Annotated in this window: 8 protein-coding genes and 2 pseudogenes; 8 read left to right on the top strand and 2 right to left on the bottom strand. The window is 73.9% G+C overall.

The window, feature by feature from the left end:
- The 7 genes and pseudogenes from FK498_RS14595 to FK498_RS14565 all read left to right on the top strand — a co-directional run.
- A pseudogene (locus FK498_RS14595) lies at positions 1-243 on the top strand (ATP-binding protein); the annotation flags it as partial.
- A 53-nt stretch (positions 244-296) separates the two neighbouring features.
- Positions 297-1,811, top strand: a complete 1,515-nt coding sequence (locus tag FK498_RS14590; protein WP_141855767.1) for a hypothetical protein — start codon at positions 297-299, stop codon at positions 1,809-1,811.
- A 148-nt stretch (positions 1,812-1,959) separates the two neighbouring features.
- Positions 1,960-3,048: a mandelate racemase/muconate lactonizing enzyme family protein gene (locus FK498_RS14585; RefSeq protein ID WP_141855765.1), complete on the top strand. Its 1,089-nt coding sequence runs from the start codon at positions 1,960-1,962 to the stop codon at positions 3,046-3,048.
- Positions 3,049-3,074: 26 nt separating this feature from the next.
- Complete coding sequence (locus FK498_RS14580; RefSeq protein WP_161988431.1) at positions 3,075-4,052, top strand: tripartite tricarboxylate transporter substrate binding protein; 978 nt, start codon at positions 3,075-3,077, stop codon at positions 4,050-4,052.
- A gap of 25 nt (positions 4,053-4,077) precedes the next feature.
- Positions 4,078-4,548, top strand: a complete 471-nt coding sequence (locus FK498_RS14575; RefSeq protein WP_161988430.1) for a tripartite tricarboxylate transporter TctB family protein — start codon at positions 4,078-4,080, stop codon at positions 4,546-4,548.
- 10 nt (positions 4,549-4,558) lie between these two features.
- On the top strand, positions 4,559-6,052 hold the full coding sequence (locus FK498_RS14570) for a tripartite tricarboxylate transporter permease (RefSeq protein ID WP_141855759.1): 1,494 nt from the start codon (positions 4,559-4,561) through the stop codon (positions 6,050-6,052).
- Positions 6,053-6,173: 121 nt separating this feature from the next.
- Positions 6,174-6,929, top strand: coding sequence for a hypothetical protein (locus FK498_RS14565; RefSeq protein ID WP_141855757.1), 756 nt, complete (start codon positions 6,174-6,176; stop codon positions 6,927-6,929).
- 34 nt (positions 6,930-6,963) lie between these two features.
- On the opposite strand, the gene FK498_RS14560 is transcribed toward FK498_RS14565, so the two are convergent.
- On the bottom strand, positions 6,964-8,172 hold the full coding sequence (locus tag FK498_RS14560; protein WP_141855755.1) for a class I SAM-dependent rRNA methyltransferase: 1,209 nt from the start codon (positions 8,170-8,172) through the stop codon (positions 6,964-6,966).
- A 150-nt stretch (positions 8,173-8,322) separates the two neighbouring features.
- Between FK498_RS14560 and FK498_RS14555 the strand changes: the two genes are divergently transcribed.
- Entirely contained in the window at positions 8,323-9,063 is a 741-nt protein-coding gene (locus FK498_RS14555; RefSeq protein ID WP_141855754.1) for a helix-turn-helix domain-containing protein, read from the top strand.
- Positions 9,064-9,198: 135 nt separating this feature from the next.
- On the opposite strand, the pseudogene FK498_RS19365 reads toward FK498_RS14555, so the two are convergent.
- Positions 9,199-9,516, bottom strand: a pseudogene (locus FK498_RS19365) (hypothetical protein); the annotation flags it as partial.

Here is a 9,516-nt window from a genome sequence, read left to right as displayed (position 1 = left end):
GGTCCCGCGAGCAACGCCGAGGCCGACGGCGAGGTGCTGCGCGCCACGCTCCAGGCCGAGGCGGATGCGCTCGCACTCGCCGAGCAGGCGGCGGTGCGGCTCCGGCTCTCGACGCGCGGCTTCGCGCGCACGCTGCGCGTGGCCCGCACGCTCGCCGATCTGGCGGGGAGTGCGGCGGTGAAGCGGCTGCACGTGGCCGAGGCGTTGACCTGGCGCGCGCGCGGCGTGCGGGAGGCGGCGTAGCGGCGTCGGCAGGTGCTGCGACCTGCGCTGGGGGTCGAACCGGGAGATCGCCGATGCAGCCCGAGACGGAAGGGGAACGCCTGATCCTGGCGCGCAGCGTCGCCGGCGAGACCGCCGACCTCGCGAGCCTGCCGGAAGCAGAACGCCGGGTGCGCGGCGCCTTCCTCGCCGCCCTGCTCTGGGGCGAGGCGGAGGATGCGCCCGGGGCGAGGGTCGCCGTGCATCGACGCGGGCTGACGGTCATCGGTGCGCGGATCGACGGCGAGGTCGACATTTCCGACCTCGGCGCGATCGAGGGGCCGGCGCCGCAGGTGTTGCTGCGCCACTGCACCGCATGGGGCGGCGATGGTGGCTTCGCGCTGACGGCGCGCGGTGCGTCGTTGCGGCGGCTGGATCTGTCCCATGCGCGGCTGTCCAAGGTTGTGGCTCACGGCCTGAGGACAGTCGGCGATGCGCTGTTCCGATGCGCGACCGTCAGCGGCGGGGTGAGTCTCACCGATGCTGCCATCGGCGGCCCCCTGGTGCTGTCCGGCGCGTCGCTCACTGCGCACGACGGCGGGGCCGCACTGGCCGCCGACCGCGCCGAGATCAAGGGCTCCGTCTTCCTCTCACCTGCCGACGTCCACCGCTTCGAGGCCAGGGGCGCGGTCCGCCTGCCCGGCGCGACGATCGGCGGCGACCTTCGGCTCAGCAACGCGTCGCTGGCGCCACATCCGAATGACGACAACCGGCTGGTCCTCTCCCTGCGCAAGGCGCGCATCGGCGACCGGCTGAAGGTGGAGGGGTTCACCGCCACCACCGGCGTCATCGACCTCTCGGGCGCCCATGCCATGGTGCTCGACGACATCGCCAGCGACCGGCCGCCCTACGACCCGCGCACCGGCGCACTGCGCGGCGTCGAACTGCGCCTGCACGGCTTCACCTACGACACCCTGGCGCTGCCGGAGGGTGACCGGCACGCGAGCACCGATCTCGGGCAGGCGCGCCTGGCCTGGCTGCGGCGGCAGAGCGCCGCGCGACGCCCGCAGCCGCGACACTACACGCCGCAGCCGCATGAACAGCTCATCCGGGTGCTGCGCGCGCTCGGCTACGGCGCGGAGGCGGATCATTTCGCCCGCGACAAGCGCGCCTGGCAGCTCGCCTGCCGCGTCGAGCCGTGGTGGCGGCGGCTGTGGGCGCGCTTCGTCGGCCTCGCCTTCGGGCACTACTACAGCTCGCTGCGCGGTCTCGCCACGCTGGCGCTCCTCGTCGGTCTCGGCACGGCGGGCGCGATGGGGGCGGCCGATCGCGGCGTGCTGGTGCGGGCCGACGCCCCGCGCGGCGAGGCCGAGCCCTGCTGGCGGGACTTCGCCTGGAGCTCGGCCGAGGCCTGGGTGAAGGCCGGCGCCTTGGCGGCCACCCAGTTCGCTCCCGTCATCACCGTCCCGGGCGGCCCGGCCTGCGCCATCCGCGAGGATGCGCCGGCCGCCTGGGCATGGATGCTCGGGCGGATCGGCTATGCCCTGCTGGGCCTGCTGGTCGTGCCGATGGCGGTGCTGACCTTCACCGGGGTGCTGCGGCGCGACTGAGCGCGGCCCCGCACGGCGCGGAACGACCGTCGCGGCGGCCGGGCCGGTCCGCCCCCGGATCGGCGCCGGCCCCGGCAACCGTCAACTGTTGACACATCTCCCCTCCCCGACCACCCTGCGCGTCCCGAGGGAGGAACCGCCCGCGCCGATGCGCCTGACCGCGATCACCGCGACCGTGCACGAGTTCAGCCTGCGCCTGCCGCTCATCGAGCGGCCGACGACACGCCGTGTCGTCTTCGCGACCGTCGAGACCGATGCCGGGCTCGCCGGCCACGGGCTGACCGGCGCCGTCCTGCCGGCCGCAGTGAAGGCCGCGATCGAGCAGGACCTCGCGCCGCTCCTGCTCGGCGCCGATCCGGAGGCGACCGAGGCGATCCATGACCGCATCGCCCGCACGCTCAACCCGCGCGGCTTCACCGGCACGCTCTGCCACGCCGTCTCGGCGATCGACATCGCGCTCTGGGACCTCAAGGGGAAGATCCACGGCCGCCCCGTCGCCGCGCTCCTGGGCGGCGCGCGCGCGGCCTGTCCCACCTACGTGACCTTCGGCTTCCCCGCCTACGATGCGGAGACGCTGGTGCGCGTCGCCGAGGCCGAGCTCGCCGCGGGGGCGAGCGCGCTGAAGATGGTGGTCGGCGCGCGGCCCGGCGGCTGGCGCGAGGATCTCGCGCGCATCCGCCGCGTGCGGGCGGCGATCGGGCCGGAGGTCGCGCTGATGATCGACGCCAATTGCGCCTTCGATCCGTTCTCGGCGCGCGAGCTCGCCCGCGCCGCCGCCGAATGCGACCTCGCCTGGTTCGAGGAGCCGCTCGCCGCGAACGATCCGCGCGCGCTCGCCGATCTGCGCCGCCTCGGCGGCATCCCGATCGCCGTCGGCCAGATGGAGGGCGACCGCTACCGCCACCGCGCGCTGATCGAGGCCGGCGCGGTCGACGTGCTGCAGCCGAATGTCTGCTATGGCGGCGGCTTCACCGAGGTGCAGAAGGTCGCGCACCTCGCCCAGGCCTTCAACCTGAGGCTCGACAACGGCGGCGGCTGGCCGCTGCACAACCTGCACGCGATGGCGGGGCTCGCCAATGGCGGTGCGGTCGAGTTCCATCTCGACATGCGCGCGATCGGCGAGACGCTGTTCGAGGATGCGCCCAGGCCGGCGAACGGCACCGTGCGCGTGCCCGACCGGCCCGGCCTCGGCCTCGAGCCGCGCGCGGAGGTGCTCGCCGCCACGCGCATCCTGTAACGTCCCGGTCGTCGAAGGAGGAGATGATGATGAAGACCAGCCCTGCCCTGCGCCGCCGCACGCTGCTGCTGGCCACCCCCGCGCTCGCGATGCCGGCGATCGGCCGCGCGCAGGAGACGTTCCCCTCGCGCACCATCGAGGTCGTGACGCATGCCGGCGTCGGCGGCGGCACCGACATCACCGCGCGCATGATGATGGTGCATGCGCCGGGCGAGTTCAAACAGGAGCTCGTGGTGGTGAACCGCGTCGGCGGCAGCGGCGCGGCCGCCCTCGCCTACGCCGCCTCGAAGCCGCGCGACGGCCACACCATCCTGCTGATCACCCAGACGCACCTGCTCACGCTCCTGCGCGGCCGCGCCCCCGGCCTCACCTACGAGGACATCGTCGGCGTCGCGCGCGCGACCGAGGACCCGCAGGTGCTGATGGTCGGCAAGGGGAGCCCGTTCCGCACCGCGAAGGACTTCCTCGAGGCGGCGAAGACCACGAAGTTCAAGTTCGGCACCACCCAGGTCGGCGGGGTCGACCACCTCGCGGTCTACGGCTTCGCCAAGGAAGCCGGCATCCAGCAGCCCACCATCGTGCCGTTCCGCGGCGGCGGCGACATCGCGATCAACCTCGTCTCCGGCAACATCGACGCCGCACTGGTCAACCCGGCCGAGCCCGAGGCGCAGATCAAGGCCGGCGACATCATCCCGCTGCTCGTGCTGCACGAGGAGCGCGTGCCCTCGATCCCCGACACGCCGACCGCGAAGGAGATCGGCATCAACTCCACGCACGCCACGGTGCGCGGCTTCGCGGTGCTGAAGGGCGTGCCCGAGGACCGGCTCGCGATCCTCGAGGAGAAGCTGATCAAGGCGATGAGCACGCCGCTCTACCAGAACTACCTCGCCAGCACCGGCCAGGCGAAGGGGTCGGTCGCCGGGCGGCGGGTCTGGCAGGCGCAGCTCGATGCCTTCTACCGCACGGGCAGGGAGGCGCTGGCCGAGCTCGGCATCACGCGCTGAGCCGGGGCGGCGGGAGATGGCGCGGATGCGCGGACAGGACTGGCGGCACCCGGACCTCGCGGTCGCGGCCGTGGTGGTGGCGTTCGGGGCGGCCGCCTTCGTCGCCACCCTGGGCTTCGACCGGGTGCCGGAGGCGCTGATGGAGGGCATGGGGCCGGAACGGTTCCCGCAGCTCGTGATCGGCACCATGGTGCTGCTCGCCGTCCTGCTCGGCGTGCGCGCCCTCGGGCTGTCCGCGCCCGCCCTGCCGCGCATCCCGCCCATGTTCGCCGCCACCCTCGCCCTGCTGGTGGCCGCGGTGGTGGTGTTCCCCCATCTCGGCCTGGTGCCCACCATGACGGCGGCGATGGTGGCACTCGGCGCGCTCTGGGGCGAGCGGCGCTGGCACCTGCTGGTCGGCGTCGCCCTCGCCTTCGGGCTTGCCGTGCATCTGCTGTTCGTGCGCACGCTCGGCATCAGCCTGCCGGTCGGGCCGTTCGGCTTCCTGCTCGGCTGAGGGCGCGCGCATGATCGACTTCCTCGCCGGCGCCGCCTCGATCATGACGCCCGAGCTGTTCGGCATCGTGCTGCTCGGCACCATGCTCGGCGTGTTCGTGGGCGCGCTGCCCGGCCTCTCCGGCAGCACCACGGCGGCGCTGCTGCTGCCGCTCACCGTGACGATGAGCCCGATCGCGGCGATCGCCTTCCTCGGCGCGATCTACTGCGGCGCCAACTACGGCGGCTCGATCACCGCGATCCTGATCAACACGCCGGGCGATCCCTCGGCCTCGGCCACCGCGCTCGACGGCTACCCGCTCGCCGCGCGCGGCGAGGCCGGACGCGCGCTCGGCATGGCCGCGGTCGCGAGCACGCTGGGCGGCATCTTCAGCGTCTGCGTGCTGGTGGTGGCCACGCCCCTGCTCGCGCGTTTCGCGTACAATTTCGGCCCGCCCGAGTATTTCGCGCTCGCCGTGTTCGGGCTGTCCATGCTGGGCGCGGTCGGCGGCGCGGGCGCGCTCAAGAGCCTGATCGCGGGCTGTCTCGGCGTGCTGCTCGCGACGGTGGGGATGGATCTGACCACCGGCGTGGAGCGCTTCACCTTCGGCATCCCCGACCTCTCCGACGGCATCGGCTTCGTCCCCGTGCTGACCGGGCTGTTCGCGGTCGCCGAACTCCTCGACCAGTCCACCCGGCTCGACGAGCGGGTCGAGCGCCATCCGCTGACCGCGGCGAAGCTGCCGTCGCGGCAGGATTTCCGCCGCTCCGGCAAGGCGATCGGCATCGGCGCGGTGATGGGCACGGCGATCGGCGTGCTGCCGGCACTCGGCGCCACCACCGCCGCGATCCTCGCCTACAACGAGGTGCGCCGCGTCTCGAAGCACCCGGAGGAGTTCGGCAAGGGCGCGATCGAGGGGATCGCCGGGCCGGAGGCGGCGAACAACGGCGCGGTCGGCGGCTCGATGGTGCCCACGCTCGCGCTCGGCATCCCGGGCAGCGGCACCACCGCGATCATCCTGGCCGGCCTCCTGGTGCAGGGCGTGCGGCCGGGCCCGCACCTCTTCAACGAGCAGCCCGAGTTCCTCTACGCCGTCTTCTCCTCGATGCTGGCGGCGAACCTGATCTTCCTCTGCGCCGGGCTGTTCATGGCGAAGCTGTTCGCGATGATCACGCTCATCCCGAACGCGTTCCTGTGGCCCGCGGTGCTGTTCTGCTCGGTGATCGGCGCCTATGCGCCGAACCAGGCGATGGGCGATGTCTGGACCATGCTGGTGTTCGGGGTGGTGGGGTTCTTCTTCCGCCGCCACGGCATCTCGCCCGCGCCGCTGGTGATGGGGCTGGTGCTCGGCCAGCTCGTCGAGGAGAGCCTGAAGCAGTCGCTGATCATCTTCGACCAGAGCTGGGCGGGCTTCCTCGGCCGGCCGATCGCGCTGGTGCTCTTCGCGGTCACGGTGGCGACGCTGATGGCGCCCGTCCTGCTGCGCGCCGCACGCCGGCTCGGCGCGCTGCGCGCGAGCGGCTAGCGCGGATCGCATGCGGCTGGAATCGGCCGCATGCGTGAAGATGCTCGCAGGGACAAGGCTGGAGCGGTCTCCACACGAGTGGGGACCGCTCCAGGATCGCGCACGGCACGGAGGGAGGATCATGCAGCAGGCGGTTCGTTTCGAGGCGGGCGGCTACCGCTACATCCCCTCGGTGTTCCAGTACTCGGCCGGGATCGCCGCGCTCGACGGGTTCGCGGTCGAGCGCGTGCGGCTGCGCCGGCCGCTGCCGCTCGCCGACGCCTTCGCCTTCGTCGAGCGCCACCTCGCCGCGATCGGCCGGCCGACCACCGCCTTCGCCGCCTGCGAGCTGCGCTCGCCCGCGCCCTTCACCGATGCGGGGTTCACCGCGTTCAACCGCGACTATGTGCGGACGCTCGAGCGCTGGGGCCTCTACCGGGACGGCGCCAATCCGGTCGCACGCACCAATGTCTGCCCGCTCTACGACCCGCCGGCCGAGCCGGTGATGTTCGCCTTCTCCTACACGGTGCCCGCCTCCGGTCCCGCGGCGCGGCCGGGCTTCGTGATCGCCGGCGGCGGCGAGGCCGCGGAGGGCGAGGGTCCGTACCGCGACCGCACCGTGCGCCCCGGCGAGACGCACCCCGAGGCGCTCGCCGAGAAGGTCGCCTTCGTGCTCGGCGCGATGGAGCAGCGCATGGCGGCGCTCGGCCTCTCCTGGGCCGATGCGGTGCACGCGCAGGTCTACACCGTGTTCGACATCGGCCACCTGCTCGGCCCGTGCTTCGGCCCGCGCGGCGCGCTCGGGCCCGGCGTGGTGTGGCACTACGCGCGCCCGCCCGTGGTCGGGCTCGACTTCGAGATGGACGTGCTCGGCCCGGCGCGCATGCTCGTCCTCTGATCCCCGCCGGGCCGGACCGCGCCGCGGCCCCGCGTCAGTCGAGCTGCAGCAGCACGGCCTTCAGATAGGCGCTCTCCGGCAGGTGCGGATGCACCGGATGGTCCGGCCCCGCGCCCGAGAGGCGCAGGATCCGCCCCTCGCGCCCCGCGCGCGCAAGCCCCCGCGCGACGGATGCGGCGAACTCGGCCGCCGCGACGTGGTGGCTGCACGAGGCGAGGAACAGGAACCCGCCCGGCGCGACCGCCGCCGCGGCCAGCCGCGCGAGCTTCTCGTAGCCCTTCAGCGCCGGGCCGTGATCCTTGCGCGACTTCGCGAAGGCCGGCGGATCGCAGACCACGAGATCGAACCGCCCCCCCTCGCCGGCGAGCCGCTCCAGCAGCCCGAACGCCTCCGCGCGCCGGATCTCGACGCGCCCGGCGAGGCCGTTCGCGCGCGCCGTCTCCGCCGCCAGCGCGAGCGCCGGCTCGGAACGGTCCGCGAGCGTGACATGCGCGGCGCCGGCGGCGGCGCAGCGCAGCCCGAAGGCGCCGGTGTGGCAGTAGACGTCCAGCACCCGGGCGCCGGCGGCCAGGGCCGCGACCCGGTCGCGGTTGAAGCGCTGGTCATAGAACCAGCCGGTCTTCTGCCCGCCCAGCGGATCGACCGGGAAGGCGACGCCGCCCTCCTCCACCACCACCCGCTCCGGCAGGATGCCGGCCAGCACCGCCACGCGCTCCGGCAGGCCCTCGAGCGCGCGGGCGTGGCTGTCGTCGCGCGCCACCACCGCCGCGGGCGCGAACAGCCCGGCGAGGGCCGCGAGGATCTCCGCCTCCAGCGCCGCCATCCCGGCGGTGTTGTGGCTCGCCACCAGGACATCGCCGTAGCGGTCGATCACCAGCCCGGGCAGCCCGTCGCCCTCGGCGTGGCAGAGGCGATGGTACGGCGCGGCGAACAGCCGCGCGCGCAGGGCGGCGGCGCGCTCCAGCCGTGCGGCGACGAAGCCGCGGTCGATCGCCGCCTCGGGGTCGCGGTCGAGCCGCCGCGCCGCGATCAGGCTGTGCGGGTTGAAGAAGAACGTGCCCTCGGGCCGGCCCGAGGCGGCCTCGATCCGCACCACCGTGCCCGGCGCGAGCCCGCGCAGCGGCGGGCTCCAGGCGAGCTCGTTGGAGAACACCCAAGGGTGGCCTGCGCGCAGCCGCCGGTCATGGCCGGGCAGCAGGCGCAGCGTCGGGCGGGACGACTCGGCGGGAGGGGGCGCACACACGCGCCGACCATGGGGCGCGGCGGCGCTGCGCGCAACGCACGACCCCGGCTTGTCTGTTGCGGCGCAGCACGGCTATGCTGGCGCGTGCGGCAGGCAGGGTGACGCGGGCGGCCGAACCGCGCGCCGCAACGGCCGGGAGGGTTCGCCGCGATGGTCCATCCGGAGAGTCTGCGCGTGGTCTCGCAGCGCCTCGGCGCCCTGCCGGCGCCCTGCGCCTCCTGCGACGTGCGCGAGCGCAACTTCTGCGCCGTGCTCGAACCCGCCGAGATGGCCGAGCTCACGCGCATCCTGACCGAGGCGCAGGTGCCGCCGCACGGCACCCTGTTCCGCGAGGGCGAGCCGGCCGACTTCGTCATGAACATCACCCGCGGCGCGGTGAAGCTCTACAAGCTGCTGGCGGACGGGCGGCGCCAGGTGCTCGGGTTCCGCTTCGCCGGCGACTTCATCGGCCTGACCGCGGGGCCGGACTACGGCTACTCGGCCGAGGCGCTGAGCGAGACGCGGGTCTGCCGGTTCGGCCGCCGCAGGCTCGATGCGCTGCGCGAGCGCTTCCGCCGCATCGACCGGCGCCTGCTCGAGCTCTCGGTCGACGAGCTGGCCGCGACCCAGGAGCAGCTCGTGCTGCTCGGCCGCAAGCACGCCGAGGAGAAGCTCGTCTCGTTCCTGCTGCTGCTCGGCCAGGCGCAGGTCCGGCGCGGCGAGCCGGTCGAGCCGATCGTGCTGCCGATGAACCGCAGCGACATCGCCGACTATCTCGGCCTGACGATCGAGACCGTGAGCCGCACCTTCACCACCTTGCGCAAGCGCGGGCTGATCGCGCTCGACGACACCACGCATGTGCGCGTGCTGGATCGCGCCGCGCTCGAGGCGCTGGCGACGGGGACGGGCTGATAACCTCCGCACAAAGGCTCGACCTTTGTGCGGAGGGTATCGCGCGCGGGGCTGGTGGGGCGGCCACGCGCGAACATGACCCCGTACCAGCCCGCCGAAGGTCAAACCTTCAGCGGGCTGGTATGAGCGCGCGGCTCAGCGCACGAACACCCGGACCTCGGTCACCGCGGCCTCGCGCGCAGTGGCGGCGGAGAGCGACACCCGGTCCGACGGCAGGCCCATCTCGACCAGGCTGCGCACCACGCCTTCGGCCTGGCGGCGCGCGTCGTTCGCCGCCCGCGCCTGGTCGGCCGGCTCGCCGCGCGCCGGCGCCACCCCCTGCACCTCGAAGGTGACGGCCGGGTTGCGGTCGAGGGCGGCCGAGACGGCGTCGTAGAGCGGCTGGCGATAGGCGACGTCCGGCCGGTCGAAGCGGATCGTCACCAGCGGCCGGCGCTGGGCTGCCGCCGGCAC

The sequence above is a fragment of the Elioraea sp. Yellowstone genome (assembly GCF_006704265.1).
In the GTDB taxonomy this organism is placed as follows: Bacteria; Pseudomonadota; Alphaproteobacteria; order Acetobacterales; family Acetobacteraceae; genus Elioraea.
This window is presented reverse-complemented; position numbering and strand designations above follow the sequence as displayed.